This is a genomic window from Microbulbifer sp. S227A (assembly GCF_049800935.1).
In genome coordinates this window covers 75,943-91,672 of sequence record NZ_JBNAFZ010000008.1, presented here as the reverse complement: position 1 = coordinate 91,672, position 15,730 = coordinate 75,943, and the positions used below count along the sequence as shown (strand labels likewise).

The following is a 15,730-nucleotide window of genomic DNA, read 5'->3' as shown; positions in this document are numbered from 1 at the left end:
GCAAGGGCAATGGGACCAAATCGCCCATTTTGCGGGAAACCCCCTAGCCCTCGACAGTCAGCGTCACCCGGTCGCCGCAAAACCAGGTGCGCCCATATTCCACCGGGACACCCTGGCCATCGACATTCACGCCTGTTGCGTACAGCAGCGGGTCGCCCTGCCTGATTTCCAGGTGCAGCGCCTGCGTCGCATCGGCCAGCACGGCGGTCAGGCGGGTCGCAGCGCGGGTGTAATCGGGAATCCCGACGCGGCGCAGCGCCTCGGTCACGCTGCTGGTTTCGCCCAATGCCGCGTCTATCCCGGCCAGGCGCGGCAACGGGAACACGCTTTCGAACACCGCGATTGGCACCCCGTCGGCCAGCGACAGCCCATGACAGGCGCACACCGCACCACCCGGCGCGAGCGCGAGCGTTTCGGCTTCGGCCACCGTCGCGGCGCGGGTTTCGACCAAGAACATGCGCTTGTGCGGAATGCGTCCCGCCGCCAGCAGGTTTTCGTGAAACCGCACCCGCTGACCGATAGGATACTGCGCCGGCACCGCAGCCACGAAAGCACCCGAGCCGCGGCGGGTGCGCACCAGCCCGGTCTCGACAAGATCGGCCAACGCCCGGCGTACCGTGTGACGATTGACCCCGAACCGCGCCGCCAGCGTCGCTTCGGTCGGCAGCTTGTCGCCGGGACCATAGCGCCCCTCGCTGATCTCATGGCGCAAGGCGGTGGCGATGGCACGCCAGATCGGCGTGCGGGGGCGATCCTGTTCATTCAACCGTCACAAATCCCTGCTGTCACGAATCGCTGTCACTGCTAAGATATGTCTAGTTGTATAGTTCAAGGCAAAGTTGTCGAGATGAAAGATACCAAACGGCATAGCCGGCACCGTCGAATGGGCGCAGGCGGCGCGTCAACCGGTGAGCGCGTAGCGTTGGATCACTTCGAAACAGCCGTCTTCGCGCTCGCCGACCAGGGCGATGGCGTCCATCACGAAAGGGGCGGGCAAATCCGGCAAATGCGCGGCGGCGATGTCGCGCCACTGCTCCACCTCGTCCACCGCCAGCCGCCCGGTGAGTGTCATGTGAAACCGGAAATCCTCCATCACGTAAGGATAGCCCCACCGCGTCAGCGACGCGTCCTGCCGCGCGGACAACCGCGCGCGGCGGCGACGAGCCAGCTCGGCCGCATCCAATGGCGCGCGCCAGCCGTCCAGATCGCGCACGCAGGTTGCCGCCACCCGCTCGATGCCGCCTGTTTCGCCGACCGGGGTCAGGGCCAGAAACCGCCCGATCCGCGACAGGTCCAGCCCGTCGCACCGCGTCGGGGCGCAGCGTGCCGCCATGACCCCGATGGCAGCGCGCAACCCCTCGGGATCGCGCCCGTCAGCCAACCGGAACGGCGCCTTGAGCGTGCCGTGAAACCCGTATTTGCGCGGCCTTCGGGTGATCGCAGCAAGACCCGGAACATCCGGCTGCGCCACCGTGGCTCCGGCCAACAGGTCCCAGCCCAGCCAACGCGCCCCGAACCCGGCCAACGCGCCTTTGGGCGGAACGAAATAGATCGCAAAGCGGGAATATGACATGAACTCTCCAATCGCACCGACATCCCTGGCGGCCGCCGCCACCGGATCCATGTCAGAGGAACTCTGCCTTGCCAATGCCCGACTTGTTCTGAGCGACCGGGTCGTCACCGGGCGCATCACGATCAAGGATGGCATCATCGACACCATCGCCGAGGGTGACGCGGTTGCCGGTGGCGCGCTGGATTGCAACGGGGATTTTGTCATTCCGGGGCTGGTCGAGCTGCACACCGACAACCTGGAACGCCATATCGAGCCGCGCCCCGAGGTGGATTGGCCGCATTTGCCGGCCATTCTTGCCCATGACGCGGAACTGGCCTCGACCGGTATCACCACGGTGTTCGACGCGCTGCGCGTCGGTTCGATCCATGGCGGCCAGATGCGATATGCGCCCTATGCGCGCGGGTTGGCCGATGAATTGCTGGCGGCGCGGGCGGCGGGGCATCTGAGGATCAGCCATTTCCTGCATCTGCGCGCCGAGATCTGTTCGGAAACGCTGCTCGCGGAACTCGCCGAATTCGGCCCCGATGACCGGGTTGGCATCCTCAGCCTGATGGATCACACGCCCGGGCAACGGCAGTTCCGCGATCTGGCGGCGCTCAAGACCTATCTGTCGAAAAAGCGGGGCTTTGACGATGCCGACTTTGCCGAACATGTGGCCAACCTCAAGGCGCTGCAAAACCTCTATGGCGAGAAACATCAGGCCGGGGCCATTGCCGAGGCCCGCCGGCTGGGTGCGGTGCTGGCCAGCCATGACGACACCACCGCCGGACAGGTGGCGGAATCGGGCATGCATGGTGTTGCTTTTGCCGAATTCCCGACCACCAGCGAAGCCGCCGCCGCCTGCCGGGCGCAGGGCATGGCCGTGATGATGGGCGCGCCGAGCATCATCCGCAACCGCTCGCATTCCGGCAATGTCGCGGCCATCAAACTGGCCGAGGCGGGTTTGCTGGATATTGTCTCGTCCGACTATGTCCCGTCTGCACTGTTGCTGTCGGCCTTCCGGCTGGCCGGGCTCTGGCAGGACATGCCCCGCGCGATTGCCTGCGTCACCCGCAATCCGGCGCGCGCCGCCGGGTTGACGGACCGGGGCGATCTGGCAACGGGGCAACGCGGCGATGTGCTGCGCGTGGGATTGGCCGGGAGCACGCCGCTGGTGCGCGCGGTCTGGAGCCGTGGCCAGCGGATCGGCTGACCATACGGATCGGATCAGGACCAGGGGCCTTTCGGGCCGCTCCTGCGCACCTTTGGCACACGGCTGGTTGCCATGCGGGGGCCGGCTGCGCGCGGCGCCTGACCCGCCATTGTCCGCAGTGCCGCGATACGGTTCTCGGTCGCCGGGTGGGTGGTAAACAGGTTGTCGCGCTTATGCGCATGCAGCGGGTTGATAATGAACATATGCGCGGTCGCCGGGTTGCGCTCGGCGGCGTCATTGTCGATCCGTGCCGCACCCATGGCGATCTTTTCCAGTGCCGAGGCGAGCCAGAGCGGGTGGCCGCAAATCTCGGCACCTGCCTTGTCGGCGGCATATTCCCGCGTGCGGCTGATCGCCATCTGGACCAACGTCGCGGCAAGCGGTGCCAGCACCATCATCAGCAGCGTCCCCACCAGCCCCAGCCGTTCGCGCGAGCCACCAAAGAACAGGGCAAAATTGGCCAGCATCGAAATGGCACCGGCAAATGTCGCGGTCACGGTCATGATCGCGGTGTCATGATTACGGATATGGGCCAGTTCATGGGCGATCACCCCGGCCAGTTCCTCGCGGCTCAGGCTGCGCATGAGTCCCGATGTCACCGCCACCGCGGCATGTTCCGGGTTGCGCCCGGTGGCAAAGGCGTTCGGCTGGGGCGTATCGATCAGATAGACCCGGGGTTCGGGAAGCCCGGCATTGCGCGCCAGATCGGCGGTCAGCGCGTGCAGGCCCATGCGATCCCCCGGTGCTACCGGCTGCGCGCCATGCATGCGCAAAACCATCCGGTCGGAATTCCACCAGGTAAAGACGTTCATTCCGGCGGCCACCAGCAACGCGATCACCGCGCCACCCCAACCGCCGATCAGATAACCGACCCCCATGAAGAGCGCGGTCATCGCCGCCATCAGCATCGCAGTCTTCAGATAACCCATTCGCGTCTCCGCAAGCCATTGCACAGCCAACGCAAAACATATGGGAGGGCGAACGGAAACTGCAAGGCGGGTCAGATACCGCCGATGTGAAACGCCTTGGTGCTCAGGTACTCGTCAATGCCCTCCTGTGCCCCTTCGCGCCCCAGCCCCGAGAACTTGACGCCGCCGAACGGGGCTTCGGCATTGCTCACCGCGCCGGTGTTCAACCCGACCAGGCCGAATTCCAACGCCTCGGCAAAACGAAAGGCGCGCGCCATGTCGGTGGTGTAGAAATAGGCCGCAAGCCCAAAGGGCGTTCCGTTTGCAATGTCCAGCGCCTGCGCCTCGGTTTCAAAGCGAAAGATCGGGGCGACCGGCCCAAAGGTCTCTTCCGAGGCGAGCCGCATGTCCAGCGAGGCATCGCGTAGCACCACCGGATCGGCATATTGCGCCGCGAGGTCACGTTTGCGGCTGACCTGTCGCGCGCCCTTGGCAATCGCATCGTCGACATGGGCGTTGATCTTGGCCCGCGCCGCCGCGTTGATCATCGGGCCGATATCGGAATGCCCCGCGTCACCGGGACCGACGCTGAGCGCATCGACGCGGGCCGTGAGCTTGTCGATAAACCGCTCGTAAACCCCGGCCTGCACCAGGATGCGGTTGGCACAGACACAGGTTTGCCCGCCATTGCGGAACTTGGACAGCATCGCGCCATCGACAGCGGCATCCAGATCGGCGTCATCGAACACGACAAACGGCGCATTGCCGCCCAGTTCGAGGCTCAGCCGCTTGAGCGTGGGAGCGCATTGCCCGGCGAGCATCGCCCCCACCCGCGTCGACCCGGTAAAGGACAGTTTCCGCACCGTGGGGCTTTGCGTCAGGGCCTTGCCGATCTCGGTGGGCAGGCCGGTAACGATATTGATCACACCCGCCGGAATGCCCGCCCGCTCGGCCAGCACGCCCAGGGCAATCGCCGAAAACGGTGTCAGTTCCGAGGGTTTGATCACAACCGTACATCCCGCCGCCAGCGCCGGCGCGACCTTGCGGGTGATCATCGCGTTGGGAAAGTTCCACGGGGTGATGATCGCCGCGACGCCCACCGGCTCGCGTAGCGCCATGAGCTTCTTTCCCGGCACCGGGATGATCTTGCCATTGATCCGGCGCGACTCTTCGGCGAACCACCGCACGAAACTCGCGCCATAGGCGATCTCACCCTCGGCCTCTGCCAGCGGCTTGCCCTGTTCCGCGCTCAGGATACGCCCGAGATCGCCCTTATGCGCAAGCATCAGGTCATGCCAGCCCATCAGCAGATCCGCGCGCGTGGCGTGATCGACCTGTTTCCACGTACTCATCGCGTCTTGTGCCGCCGTGATCGCCGCATCCGTTTCCGCGCCGGTACAGTCGGGGACCGAGCCGATCACCTCTGCGGTTGCGGGGTTGTACACCGCCAGATCGGGGCGGGCGATCCAGCTGCCGCCGATCAGGGCCTCCATGCGCAGCAGGCCGGGGTCTTGCAGTGTCATGTCGCTATTCCAGTTCGGATGTGATGGCCGCGGTGATTGCATCGGTGGACTGGCCGCCGGGGCGGGTTCCGATGCCACGCGCAGTGGTGCGTTCGATGGCCGCCAGCACCGCAGCCCCAGCCCGGCTCTCGCCCAGGTGGTCCAGCATCATCGCCCCCGACCAGATCGCCGCGATCGGGTTGGCGATGTTCTGCCCGGCGATATCCGGTGCCGAACCGTGAACCGGTTCAAACATCGACGGCATCGTGCGATCCGGGCAGATATTGGCCGACGCCGCATAGCCCAGCCCCCCCTGGATCGCCGCCCCGAGATCGGTCAGGATATCGCCGAACAGGTTCGACGCAACCACCACGTCCAGCGTTTCGGGGGCCATCACCATCCTCGCCGCCATCGCGTCGATATGCATGTGGCTGACCGTGACATCGGGGTATTGCCCCGCCAGTTCGCGGGTTAATTCGTCCCAGAACACCATCGAGTATTTCTGCGCGTTCGACTTGGTGACCGAGGTCAAATGACCGCGCCGCGCCCGCGCCTGTTCAAAGGCAAAGCGCAGAATGCGTTCGGTGCCGGTGCGGGTAAAGACCGAGGTTTCCACCGCCACCTCGTCGGGCGTGCCCTGATGAACGCGCCCACCGGCGCCGGAATATTCGCCTTCGGTATTCTCGCGGATGCACAGGATGTCGAAACCGTCGCTCCTGAGCGGGCTTTCGACCCCGTCCAGCAACCTGTGCGGGCGGACATTGGCAAATTGCGCAAAAGCCTTGCGAATGGGCAGCAACAGGCCGTGCAGCGACACCGCGTCCGCCACGGTTTCGGGCCAGCCGACCGCGCCCAGATAGATCGCATCAAAGCCGCGCAGGGTGTCGATACCGTCCCGGGGCATCATGCTGCCATGTTCCAGATACCAGGCGCAGGACCAGGGAAACCGCGTTGTCGCAAGGTCAAAGCCATAGAGTCCCGCGGCGTGGTTCAGCACGGACAGGGTCGCGTCGGTCACGTCAACGCCGATCCCGTCACCGGGGATCAGGGCGATTTCATAGTTGGTCATGTGGAATGCTCCCGATGGCTGTCTAGAGGTCGATCAAAACGGATTTGCTGCGGCGGTTGGCCAGAAAGGCATCGCGCCCCAGATCCTTGCCGATGCCGCTGGATTTCCAGCCGCCGGTCGGCAGGATATGGTCAAACGAGCGCCCGTACCGGTTCACCCAGACGGTGCCGGCCTGCAATGCGCGGGTGACGCGGATCGCCCGCGATAGATCGCGCGTATAGACCCCGGCACAAAGCCCGTAGGTCGGGTGATCGGCCAGCTCCAGCGCCTCTTCGTCGGTGTCAAAGGTCTGAAAGGTCGCCACGGGGCCAAAGATTTCCTCGCGCAGGGCGGGGTTGTCGCCATGCAACCCGGTCAACAGGGTTGGCCGGTAATAGCTGCCGGGGCGGTCAAACGGCTGCCCGCCGCAAAGCGGATCCGCCCCCGCCGCGACGGCGGCCTGCACGATGCTGTCGATACGGGCCATCTGCGGGACCGATATGATCGGAGAGAACCCCGCCGGGTCGTCCCATGTGGCGGCAGGAACCTGGGCTTCAAAGGCGGCGACCAGCTTGGCGGCCAACGCATCCGCAAGGCTGCGATGCACCAGCACGCGCGTACCGGCGACACAGGTCTGCCCGGCATTCGGCAGGATGCCCCGTGCGATGCAGTCCGCCGCCTTGTCGAGATCGGCATCGGCAAACACCAGCTGCGGCGACTTGCCCCCGAGTTCGAGCGTCATCGGCTTTACCCCGTTGCGGGCGATGTTCTCCATGATCGCACGGCCGGCGCGGGTCGATCCGGTAAAGCTCACCTTGGCGATATCCGGGTGGCCGGTGATCGCGGCCCCGGTCTGTGGCCCATCGCCCAGAACGATGTTGATCAGGCCCGCCGGAACCCCCGCGCGCTCGGCCAGCTCGGCCATGTAGAGCGTGGAAAACGGGGTCATCTCCGACGGTTTGAGAACCACCGCGTTGCCCGCCGCCAGGGCCGGGCCAAGCTTCCATCCAGCCATTGAAATCGGGTAATTCCAGGGCGTGATCGCCCCGACCACGCCATAGGGTTCATGCGAGACAAAGCCCAGCCGGTCATCGGATGTGGGCACCAGGTCGCCGCCTTCCTTGTCGGCGAATTCCGCGAAAAAGCGGATCTGCGTCGCGGTGATCCCCACATCCCCCGCAACCGCCTGCCCGACCGGGCGCGAAGAGCAGATCGCCTCCAGCCGTGCCAGCGTCCGGGCCTCGGTCTCGATCAGGTCGGCCCAGGCCCGCAACGCCCGGGCGCGATCACGCGGCGCGGCCGCCGCCCAGCCGCTGTCGCGCAGCGCCCGCTGTGCGCTGGTAACGGCGCGGTCGACGGTCTCGGCGGTGCCATAGGGGATCTCGGCGACGATGCGCCCGTCCGAGGGCGCGCGCACCGCACGCTCGGCCGGAGCGGCAACCGAGATGCCGCCGATATGGTGCTTGGCTGACAGGCTGAGCCCGTCCGGATCGAATGCATATGTCATGGGGGCCAGAAATCGTTGAACTCCGCATCAGGATACCGGCGCGCGCGTGGGGAAAATGCCTGAAATCACCAATGCAACAGCACAATCCGCTGAACACGCGCCGCAGCCGGGATTTTACCCGTCCAGCACCGCCGAAACCGGCAGGGGCCGCACCGGGGGCTGCGCCCGCAGCCGCCCCACCTGTTCGACCGGCTGGCCGCCCGCCATCGCAACCAGCCGCGCCGTCGCAAGCTGGCAATAGCGACCCTGGCAGCGGCCCATGCCAGCGCGGCACAGCGATTTCACCCGGTTGATCTCGGGGCCGACCTGCTGCGTCACCTGTCGGATCTCGCGTGCGGTAATATTCTCGCAACGGCAGATGATCGTGTCCTCGGGCAGCGCGCCGAAATGATCCTCGGGCAGGGCAAACCCGGCGGCCACTCCGCGGGCGAAACGCTCCATCCGCGCAAGCCGGGCCAGCATCGCCCGGTCATCGTCGCCGCCAAGCCCCAGATCATGCAGACAGGCCCGCCCCGCCAGCACCCCGGCACATTCCGCCCCGTCCGCGCCCAGCAATCGCATCCCGTCTCCGGCAAGGTACAGCCCCCTGCCCGCGCGCCCGTACCGGTCTGTCACCGGCAGCCACTGGGACCAGTCGCGAGACCAAGCGAATTGCGCGCCGGCCAGCTCGGCCAACTGGGTTTCGGCCATCAGGTGCCAGCCGATCCCCACCGCGTCACATGGGGTTGACCGCGCCTTGCCCCGCGCATCGTGCCAATGCACCGCCCGAGGCCCGTGGTCCGGGCCGAGCGCGATCCGCAAATCGCGCACCCCCGCATGGTAACGCCGCCCAAGGCTCGCCCGCAAATACAGGCCCCGCGCCGTCACCACCGGGCGGGCCAGCGCCATCCGCACCCCGCCCCGGATCTGCAAGGGCAACGGCGCGGTATCCAGAACCGCCGCAACCTCGGCTCCGGCCTTGCGCAGCTGCGTCGCCAGCAAGGTCAGCAACGGACCGCTGCCCGCGAGGACCAGCCGCCGCCCCAACGCGACCTCTTGCGTCTTGAGCGCGATCTGCATTGCGCCGAGGCTATAGACCCCGCCCGCCTGCCATCCCGGCAGGGGCAGGATACGGTCGGTCGCGCCGGCGGCGAGGATCAGGCGATCATACCGGATGGCGCGCAGCCCCGACGGGGTCAGAACCTGCGCCGATCCGTCCTGCAAACCGGTCACGCTGCTGGCGCGCAGATGGGTCAACCGGCCCGCCGCCGCCATGTCATCAAACAGCGCATGAAGCCGCGCCGCCTTGCCCGCCTCCGATCCATATCGGTCGCGCGCGCTGCGCCGCATCCCGGCGGGCGGGCGGCGATAGATTTGCCCGCCCGCGGCGGCGGCCTCGTCAACCACGGCGGGATGCAAGCCGGCCTTGACCAGCGTCTGGGCGGCGCGGATACCGGCGGGCCCGGCCCCGACAATCAGCACCTTGCTCATGCGGGCCACCGCTTGGGGGCGGTTGAGCACAGGCGCATCCCCGCGCTCAGCAACGTGGTACAGGCACGCAGCCGCTGGCCGTCATCGCGCCAGATCCAGCAGTCCTGGCAAGCCCCCATCAGGCAGAACCCCGCCCGCGTCCCGGGACCGAATTCCGCCGGCCTGAGCCCGCGCCGCTGGCTCAGCACTGCCGTCAGAACCGTATCCCCCTCGCAACCGGTCATCGGCTCATCGTCAAAAAGGAACGGCACCGCCGGACCGGCCGGGTCGGTCAGGCGCTGGACCCTGCCGCTCATGCGGCCCCCCGCTCGGTGCCGCTCGCGGCCACCAGATCGGACAGGCCCGGAAACCGCTCGCACATCTCGGCGAGCGCGGCCTCCACCCCGGCCACCCCGCTGCGCCCGTCCATGCGTGAAAAAATCTCGGTCTTGGCAAAGAAACGCCAATGTACGGGCAGGCCCAGCAGAAGATCGCACAGACGCTCATAGGCGGCATCGGTCCAGCAGCTTTCATACGCTTCGCGCTCAGGGCCGAAATCAAACTGCGCGCCGCTGCTCACATGCCCGTGGCGAAGTGCCTCGGTTGCCGCCTGATCGACCTCGTCATCGCGAAAGACAACGCCGTAATCGCGCGCGGCGGCAGCCTGGGACACGTATCCACAGGCCACATCCCTGGCCACCGCCTCGACCGGTCGCGTATAGGGGCAGCCCCGCCCCCCGCCCCCGGCCGACCGGATGCGCAGGCTGTCACCGGGCTGCATCACCACGGTATCGCGACTGCCAAGATCCTGTGCCGCTTCGCTGCCCGGGTTCAGCTCCATGCATGCCAGCCCGGCGGCCCGCCCCCCAAGAATGCCCCATGGCCGGAACCGGGAGCGGTCGCGGTTGCGCGCGGTGATCCGCGTATCGGGCGAGAACACGCGAAACGTCATGTCCGTGGCCAGCCCGCCACGCCACCGTCCGGCCCCGCCGGTATCACGCGCCAACCCGTAGGACAGGAACTCGACAGGCACCTCGGTCTCGGTGATCTCGATCGGGGTATTCTTGAGATAGGCCGCGTCGGCACCGGACCCGTTGGTGCCATCCCGGTGCGGCATCCCGCCGCCGCCGCCGACCACCGGATTGACCGCCGCGATCACGGTTTTCTGCTGGCGCTCGTCGCGGGTCATGACGTTGACGATGCAATTGTTCCCCGCTGGCGCCGCCGGCATCCTGTCGGGCACGGCCTGGGCAAATGCGCCAAAGATCACCGACCGCAATCGCGCACAGGTCAGTGACCGCATCCCCACAGCCGCCGGGGCCACCGGGTTCAACACCGTGCCCTCGGGGGTGATACAGGTGAAAGGCCGGGTCAGCCCGGTATTCAGCAGGATCCGCGGGTTGAGCGTATAGAGCACGTAATAGACCCCCACCAGCAACACCGTATGACGCGGGTCGCCGCCCGTAGGAACGTTGAGAGACGAACCCAGCTGTGGATCGGAACCCGAAAAATCGAGCACCGCCTCGTCCCCCGTGATCCGCAACCTGAGATGCAGGCGGCAGGGATTGCCCACATCGCTGTCTTCATCGGCGTAGTCGGCAAAGACATATTCGCCGTCGGGAATGCCCCGCAGGATCGCGCGCGCCTCTTGCTCGGCCTGATCCATCAGCATGGCGATGCCATCGACAAGACCACGCTTGCCAAACCGCCGCAGCATCGCGTGCACCTTGCGTTCGCCGGTGTTCAGCGCCCCGACCAATGCCTTGATGTCCCCGATATTCAGGCCCGGCTTGCGCACGTTGGTTTCCATGATCCGCAACAGCGTTTCATCGAACACCCCTTCCTTCACCAGCTTGAGCGGTGGAAAGCGTATCCCCTCCTGGTGCACCTCGGTGAGGGAGCGGCTGAGCGAGGCCGGAACCGCGCCCCCCATATCCGTGTTGTGGATATGCCCGCCGGTCCAGGCGACGATCTCGTCCCCGGCAAAGACCGGTTTCCACAGGTGGGTGTCGGGCGCGTGGGTGGCGACATGGCCGGAATAGGGATCGTTGGTAAAGGCCACGTCGCCGGGCCGGTAATCGCCGACCATGTCAAGCGCGCGCCGATAGGTCAGGCCCGGATACCAGGTCGCCCCGAGCTCCATCGGAACCGCAAAGGTATCCCCGCGCCGGTCCATAAGCATCACGGTAAAATCCTGGGTTTCCTTCACAAAGGCCGAATGCGCCGTGCGGTGCAGGGTATGCGCCATGTTTTCAGCCGCGGCGCGGGCGTGATTTGCCAGAACCCGCAGGGTCATCTTGTCAGTCATCGGTCCGCCCCTCGAAATGCACGACGATATTGGAATGCTGATCCACCCGCGCCCGGCAGCCCTCGGGCAATGTCAGCGTGGTATCCTCCTGGGTGACGATCGCCGGCCCGGTGAAGGCCGCGCCACATCCCAGCGCCTCGCGCTCGTACAGCGGGATGTCACGCACCGGGGCCAGATAGACCGGGACGCGCCGCGCCGCCTGTGCGCGGGCCTCGCCCGGCGGTTCGCTCGGCATGACCGGGTCAGGTCCGGCACCGATTGCCGCGAGCCGGAGGTTGACGATCTCGACCGCTCCATCGGGATCGACAAAATCATACATGCGCAGATGCGTGGCGTGAAACGCTTCGGCCATTTGCGCCGGGTCCGACAACCAATCCGATTTCAGATCAACTTCGATTTCATAGCTCTGGCCCACATAGCGCATGTCGGCGCTGAGCCGCAGGTCCGCGCCGCCGGTATGCCCCTGCCCCACGAGCCAGCTTTGCCCCTCGTCCGACAGGGCGCGATAGCTGGCCTGCAACCGGGCGCAAAGCGCGCCGGTCAGGGGCGCAAAGATCGTGCGGATGAAATCGCCGCGCAGATCCGCCACCAGCCCGCCAAGCGCCGAAACCACGCCCGGACGCCGGGGCGCGAGGAGTTTCCTCATGCCCAGATCGCGGGCCAGGAACGCCGCCAGCATCGGCCCGCCACCACCAAACGGCATCAGGGTAAACTCACGCAGGTCGACCCCTTCGCGCGAGGCCAGCTTTTCCACCTCGACGAACATTTCCGACAGGGCGATGTTCAGGATCGCCTGCGCGGTTTCCTGCACCGGACGCCCCAGCCGGTCGGCAAGCATCCCAACAGCCTCAAGCGCGAGGTCGCGGTCCATGCGCAATTGCCCATAGGCCAGTTCCGAATGCCCCAGCCAGCCACAGACCGCCATCGCGTCGGTAACAGTGGGTTGCGTGCCACCACGACCGTAACAGGCCGGTCCGGGCGTTGACCCGGCGGAGTCCGGCCCGACCCGCAACACGCCAAAATCATCCACCGATGCGATCGAGCCGCCGCCAATGGCAATCGAACTGACCGACACTGACGGGATATAAAGCGGGAAATCCCCGATCAGCTCGCCGGTGCCGTATTGCGGCTGGCCCCGGACAATCAACGCGATATCCGCCGATGTCCCGCCAATATCCAGCGTCAGAACCCGGTCCTCGCCCGCCTGCCGCGCCAGCCACGCCGCCCCGGTGACGCCCGACGCGGTGCCGGACAGCAACATCGAAACACAGTTTTCGCGCCCGTCAGCGGCACTCATGACGCCGCCATTCGACTTGGTCAAAAGAGGCCTGGCGGGCACGTTCCGCTGGCTCAGCCGGGCCTCGAGCGCCGCAAGATACCCCGATACGCGCGGATGCACATAGCCGTTCAGAATGGCGGTACAGCCGCGTTCATATTCACGAATGACCGGCCAGACCTCTGACGAGGTAAAGACAAATACATCCGGTGCCATGGCCTTGATATGGCGTTTGACATCTGCTTCCTGCTGCCCGTCGCGCCAACTGTGCAACAGCGACACGATGATGCCATCGACATTCGCGGCGCGCGCCTTGGCCACCGCCCCGGCAATTGCGGCGGCATCGGGGGCGCGGGTTTCCTGCCCCTGCGCGCTCAGCCGCGCGGGAATGCCAAAGATGCGATCGCGCGGGATCAGCGGGTCCGCGCGGTGACAGAACAGCGAATACATATCCGGCATACGCAACCGGGCCAGTTCGATCACATCCTCAAAGCCCTGGTTGGTGATCATCGCCAACCGCGCGCCCTTGGCTTGCAGGATCGTGTTGATACCCACCGTGGTGCCATGCACGAAACGGTTGATGTCGCGCGCATCGAGCCCGTCACGCTCGCCAAGGAACGCCAGCCCATCCGAGAGCTCTGCCCCCGGATCATCCGGCGTGGTCAGCACCTTGAGGGTCGCGATCCGGCCCGAATTGACCTCGAGCGCGCAGAAATCCATGAACGTGCCGCCGATATCGACGCCCAGCTTCCAATCCTCGCGCGGCGGTCTTGCCCCATCCATGTCCGTGTTCCCCTGCTGCTGTCAGGGCAATGAAACAGATCGTGCCAAGCCGGTCCAAGACGCTTGGCGGGCCACCTCATAAGCCAACCTTATGACAATGGAGGTTCGAAACCGGGGCAGATCTGGCGCAGCTCATCGGACATGAACAGATTGGCCTGAGACAATTGCCGTTCCTTCAGGGTCAGCAAGGACAGCGGCACCGTCGGGCTGTCGCGCAACGGTCGCAGGCACAGGCCCTGGAACTGCGCCCAGGGGGTGAGCGCATCCACCACGGCAACGCCCAGCCCCGCCTGGACAAACCCCACCGCCGAAAAGGACGAGTCGATTTCCAGGTCGGGGTCGAACCGCACATGCGACGGCGCGGCCTTTTCCAGCTCTTCGCGCGGGCGGGTCTGGCTGCGATAGGAAATCACCGTCTGCCCGGCAAGATCCCCGAACGACACCTCTGCCCGCGCCGCAAGCGCGGATCCCTGTGCCATGAGACAGCAAAACCTGACCGGTGCCAGCGGCTCGGCCTGAATGTCATGCGGCATCCTGTCATCCAGCGCCAGCGCCAGGTTGGCATCACCCGCGCGCAACATCGTGATCAGCGTGCCGAGCGGCGCAACATGGGCGCGCAACTGGATATCGGGGTGTTTTTTGCGTAGCGATTGCAGCGCCTTGGGCAGAACCGACAGCGAGGGCGGCGGCGAGGCGGCAATGCGCACGAGGCCGGATTTGCCCTTTTTCAGGTCCGTTGTCTTGCGGCGCAGCCCTTCCAGCCCGGCAAAGATACGTTCGGCCTCGGGGTAGAGTTCCACCGCCTCGGGCGTCGGATGCAGCCGCCCCTTTTCACGGTTGAACAGCAGAAAACCCAGCTCGTCTTCAGCATGGCGCAGAACCTGGCTGAGCGCGGGCTGGGAAATGTTCAGCGACCGCGCCGCGCCGGTCACCGTCCCCGCCCGCATGATCGCGGTGAATACTTCGAGCTGTCTCGCGCGCATCGGCCTGTCATAGGTTTTCCTTATGGGTCTTGCAGAAAGCAGACTTGGACGCAAGCGCCGATAAGCCCTTTGATGGGTGCAAGGAGGCGCGAGCCATGAAAGCGATCATCTTGGGCGGCGGATTGATGGGGACGGCGACAGCGTTTTTCCTGGCGCGCCGGGGCCATCGCGTCACCTTGATCGAACGCCGCCAGATCGGGGCCGGTGCCACGGTTGCCTCGTTCGGCAATATCCGCCGGTCCGGGCGCTACCTGCCGCAGATGCCTCTGGCCAATCGCTCGCTGGCGCTCTGGAACCGGCTTGCCAGGATGCTGAACCAAGACGTGGAGTTTCGCGCCACCGGACATCTGCGGCTGATTTTTGACTCGCACGGGCTTGAAAAAATGCGGCAATTCCGGGCCGATGCGATGGATTGGGGCCTGACCCTGCAAGAGCTCGACCCCGGCGACATCCGGCGGCGTTTTCCGGGGCTTGGCCCCGAGGCAATCGCCGCGTCGTTCTCGCCGCAGGACGGTTCGGCAAATCCCCGGCTGATCGCCGCGGCCTTTGCGCGCGCCGCGGTCCAGAACGGGGCCGCGCTGGTTGAACGGGCCAGCGTAGAGCGGATCAGCGAGACCGCGCAGGGGTTTCATGTCGCAACCCCGAACCAGACATATTCCGGCGATGTCCTGGTGAATTGCGCCGGGGGCTGGGGCCCCGACATTGCGCGCGTCTTCGGCGAAGAGGTGCCCTGCCGGCTGGCGGGTCCGCAAATGGCGGTGACCGAACCGCTGCCGCATCGTATCCACCCGGTTGTCGGCGTCTGGGCCCGCGATCACGGGGCCTATCTGCGCCAGGTCGAGCGCGGCAATGTGGTGTTCGGGGGCGCGGTGGCGCGCAGCAAGCCGGACCGGAACGGATTTGCGCGCGTCGATGCCGCAGGGCTCAGGACCCAGCTCCAGGCGGTTGTCCGGCTGGTGCCCGCGCTGCGCGGGGTCGCGGTGATCCGGCAATGGTCGGGCTGCGAAGGTTATATCAGCGACATGCTGCCGGTCATCGGCCCATCGGCCACGACGCCGGGGCTGTTTCACGCGTTCGGATTCTGCGGTCACGGGTTCCAGCTTGGTCCCGGTGTCGGCGACGCCATGGCCGAGCTGATCTCGACCGGGGACTGCGTGACACCGCTTGCGCCGTTTCACATCAGCCGGTTCGCCGCATGAGT

At 66.2% G+C, this 15,730-nt stretch carries 13 protein-coding genes; 2 read left to right on the top strand and 11 right to left on the bottom strand.

From position 1 onward, the window contains the following. Nucleotides 1-43: 43 nt before the first annotated feature. Both phnF and ACP15R_RS18440 read right to left on the bottom strand, forming a co-directional pair. Entirely contained in the window at nt 44-766 is a 723-nt protein-coding gene (gene phnF, locus ACP15R_RS18445) for a phosphonate metabolism transcriptional regulator PhnF (protein WP_424987683.1), read from the bottom strand. A 135-nt stretch (nt 767-901) separates the two neighbouring features. Next, on the bottom strand, nt 902-1,573 hold the full coding sequence (locus tag ACP15R_RS18440) for a DUF1045 domain-containing protein (protein WP_424987682.1): 672 nt from the start codon (nt 1,571-1,573) through the stop codon (nt 902-904). On the opposite strand from ACP15R_RS18440, the gene ACP15R_RS18435 reads away from it, so the two are divergent. Then, on the top strand, nt 1,572-2,765 hold the full coding sequence (locus tag ACP15R_RS18435) for an alpha-D-ribose 1-methylphosphonate 5-triphosphate diphosphatase (protein ID WP_424987681.1): 1,194 nt from the start codon (nt 1,572-1,574) through the stop codon (nt 2,763-2,765). The two genes, ACP15R_RS18440 and ACP15R_RS18435, sit on opposite strands and share 2 nt — an antisense overlap. Before the next feature lie 14 nt (nt 2,766-2,779). On the opposite strand, the gene htpX is transcribed toward ACP15R_RS18435, so the two are convergent. The 9 genes from htpX to ACP15R_RS18390 all read right to left on the bottom strand — a co-directional run bounded on the left by htpX (nt 2,780) and on the right by ACP15R_RS18390 (nt 14,529). Continuing rightward, nucleotides 2,780-3,694, bottom strand: coding sequence for a zinc metalloprotease HtpX (gene htpX, locus ACP15R_RS18430; RefSeq protein WP_424987680.1), 915 nt, complete (start codon nt 3,692-3,694; stop codon nt 2,780-2,782). Between the two features lie 71 nt (nt 3,695-3,765). After that, the gene (locus tag ACP15R_RS18425; protein ID WP_424987679.1) at nt 3,766-5,196 is read right to left on the bottom strand and encodes an NAD-dependent succinate-semialdehyde dehydrogenase; all 1,431 of its coding nucleotides are present in this window, start codon (nt 5,194-5,196) and stop codon (nt 3,766-3,768) included. Nucleotides 5,197-5,200: 4 nt separating this feature from the next. Further along, a complete protein-coding gene (locus ACP15R_RS18420) occupies nt 5,201-6,244 on the bottom strand; it encodes a tartrate dehydrogenase (RefSeq protein ID WP_424987678.1) in 1,044 nt (347 codons plus the stop codon). Between the two features lie 22 nt (nt 6,245-6,266). Further along, on the bottom strand, nt 6,267-7,730 hold the full coding sequence (locus tag ACP15R_RS18415; protein ID WP_424987677.1) for an aldehyde dehydrogenase family protein: 1,464 nt from the start codon (nt 7,728-7,730) through the stop codon (nt 6,267-6,269). 114 nt (nt 7,731-7,844) lie between these two features. Beyond that, nucleotides 7,845-9,200: an FAD-dependent oxidoreductase gene (locus ACP15R_RS18410; protein WP_424987676.1), complete on the bottom strand. Its 1,356-nt coding sequence runs from the start codon at nt 9,198-9,200 to the stop codon at nt 7,845-7,847. Further along, on the bottom strand, nt 9,197-9,496 hold the full coding sequence (locus ACP15R_RS18405; protein WP_424987675.1) for a (2Fe-2S)-binding protein: 300 nt from the start codon (nt 9,494-9,496) through the stop codon (nt 9,197-9,199). Before ACP15R_RS18405 ends, ACP15R_RS18410 begins: the two co-directional genes overlap by 4 nt. After that, nucleotides 9,493-11,487 carry a hydantoinase B/oxoprolinase family protein gene (locus ACP15R_RS18400; RefSeq protein WP_424987674.1) on the bottom strand — a complete coding sequence of 665 codons (1,995 nt, stop codon included), beginning with the start codon at nt 11,485-11,487 and terminating at the stop codon, nt 9,493-9,495. The genes ACP15R_RS18405 and ACP15R_RS18400 overlap by 4 nt, the downstream gene beginning before the upstream one ends. Then, on the bottom strand, nt 11,480-13,546 hold the full coding sequence (locus ACP15R_RS18395) for a hydantoinase/oxoprolinase family protein (RefSeq protein ID WP_424987672.1): 2,067 nt from the start codon (nt 13,544-13,546) through the stop codon (nt 11,480-11,482). Before ACP15R_RS18395 ends, ACP15R_RS18400 begins: the two co-directional genes overlap by 8 nt. Nucleotides 13,547-13,635: 89 nt before the next feature. Further along, the gene (locus tag ACP15R_RS18390; RefSeq protein WP_424987671.1) at nt 13,636-14,529 is read right to left on the bottom strand and encodes a LysR family transcriptional regulator; all 894 of its coding nucleotides are present in this window, start codon (nt 14,527-14,529) and stop codon (nt 13,636-13,638) included. A gap of 95 nt (nt 14,530-14,624) precedes the next feature. Here ACP15R_RS18390 and ACP15R_RS18385 point away from each other — a divergent pair, with 95 nt between their 5' ends. Next, nucleotides 14,625-15,728, top strand: coding sequence for an NAD(P)/FAD-dependent oxidoreductase (locus tag ACP15R_RS18385; protein WP_424987670.1), 1,104 nt, complete (start codon nt 14,625-14,627; stop codon nt 15,726-15,728). The last annotated feature ends 2 nt before the right edge of the window (nt 15,729-15,730 follow it).

Excerpts from the sequence above, each read along its gene's own strand:
- ACP15R_RS18385 (WP_424987670.1), top strand. The coding sequence starts at position 14,625 with ATGAAAGCGATCATCTTGGGCGGCGGATTGATGGGGACGGCGACAGCG.
- ACP15R_RS18425 (WP_424987679.1), bottom strand. The coding sequence starts at position 5,196 with ATGACACTGCAAGACCCCGGCCTGCTGCGCATGGAGGCCCTGATCGGC.
- ACP15R_RS18390 (WP_424987671.1), bottom strand. The coding sequence starts at position 14,529 with ATGCGCGCGAGACAGCTCGAAGTATTCACCGCGATCATGCGGGCGGGG.
- ACP15R_RS18395 (WP_424987672.1), bottom strand. The coding sequence starts at position 13,546 with ATGGATGGGGCAAGACCGCCGCGCGAGGATTGGAAGCTGGGCGTCGAT.
- ACP15R_RS18440 (WP_424987682.1), bottom strand. The coding sequence starts at position 1,573 with ATGTCATATTCCCGCTTTGCGATCTATTTCGTTCCGCCCAAAGGCGCG.
- ACP15R_RS18400 (WP_424987674.1), bottom strand. The coding sequence starts at position 11,487 with ATGACTGACAAGATGACCCTGCGGGTTCTGGCAAATCACGCCCGCGCC.
- ACP15R_RS18435 (WP_424987681.1), top strand. The coding sequence starts at position 1,572 with ATGAACTCTCCAATCGCACCGACATCCCTGGCGGCCGCCGCCACCGGA.
- ACP15R_RS18405 (WP_424987675.1), bottom strand. The coding sequence starts at position 9,496 with ATGAGCGGCAGGGTCCAGCGCCTGACCGACCCGGCCGGTCCGGCGGTG.
- htpX (WP_424987680.1), bottom strand. The coding sequence starts at position 3,694 with ATGGGTTATCTGAAGACTGCGATGCTGATGGCGGCGATGACCGCGCTC.
- ACP15R_RS18410 (WP_424987676.1), bottom strand. The coding sequence starts at position 9,200 with ATGAGCAAGGTGCTGATTGTCGGGGCCGGGCCCGCCGGTATCCGCGCC.
- ACP15R_RS18420 (WP_424987678.1), bottom strand. The coding sequence starts at position 6,244 with ATGACCAACTATGAAATCGCCCTGATCCCCGGTGACGGGATCGGCGTT.
- ACP15R_RS18415 (WP_424987677.1), bottom strand. The coding sequence starts at position 7,730 with ATGACATATGCATTCGATCCGGACGGGCTCAGCCTGTCAGCCAAGCAC.